We start from the raw sequence: 689 nt of genomic DNA, 5'->3' as shown, positions 1-689 counted from the left end.
CCAATCGGCGTTAACGTGGTTAAAACAGCCTGGGGTGATTCTCAATATTGGTTCAACATTCGGCTCAATTGGCTACCCTGGCTATACCTCCTATTGCGCGGCAAAAGCGGGGTTGCACCGTTTTACCGAATCGATCGACAGAGAGCTGTTCGCAACCGGAATTCGTGCGCTGTATTTGGCACCAAGAGCGACAGAAACCTCACTCAATAGCGATGCCGTCAATGAAATGAATCGACAACTGGGTAACAAAACGGACTCGCCGCAAGTTGTTGCCGATCACGTTGTCACCATGTTGGAAAAAGAAATTTCCGCGAAGTGGATTGGTTGGCCAGAAAAACTTTTTGCTCGCATCAATCAACTGCTTCCAAGCGTGGTTTCTTCTGCGATTCGTAAACAACAAGAAACCATTCACCAATACGTAAACCGAGTCAGTCATTGAAGAGGACATGGACGATGAATACCAAACAACTACTTTGCGCTTTAACGGTTTGTTCAACGTTAGCTTCGACCGCTGCGTTGGCAGGTAATGCTCCACTGCAACAGGTTCAAAAGAAATGGGCGGAATGTCAGTACAGCACGCCCGATGGTGACGAAAAGGAACAATGCTTCCATCGTGCGATTGCCAAAACCAGTATTTATCTCGACAGAGAACCCGGCAATCCCGAACTCACTGTTTGGCTGGCAATCAA

At 47.8% G+C, this 689-nt stretch carries 1 protein-coding gene and 1 pseudogene; both read left to right on the top strand.

Translation table 11 applies throughout. The features are described from left to right. Positions 1–439, top strand: a 439-nt coding sequence (locus R7O13_RS27240; protein WP_318305244.1) for an SDR family NAD(P)-dependent oxidoreductase, incomplete at its 5' end; no start/stop codon positions are given. Positions 440–453: 14 nt separating this feature from the next. Next, positions 454–689: pseudogene (locus tag R7O13_RS27235) on the top strand (hypothetical protein); the annotation flags it as partial.

This window comes from Vibrio sp. Y176 (assembly GCF_033438945.1).
This window is presented reverse-complemented; position numbering and strand designations above follow the sequence as displayed.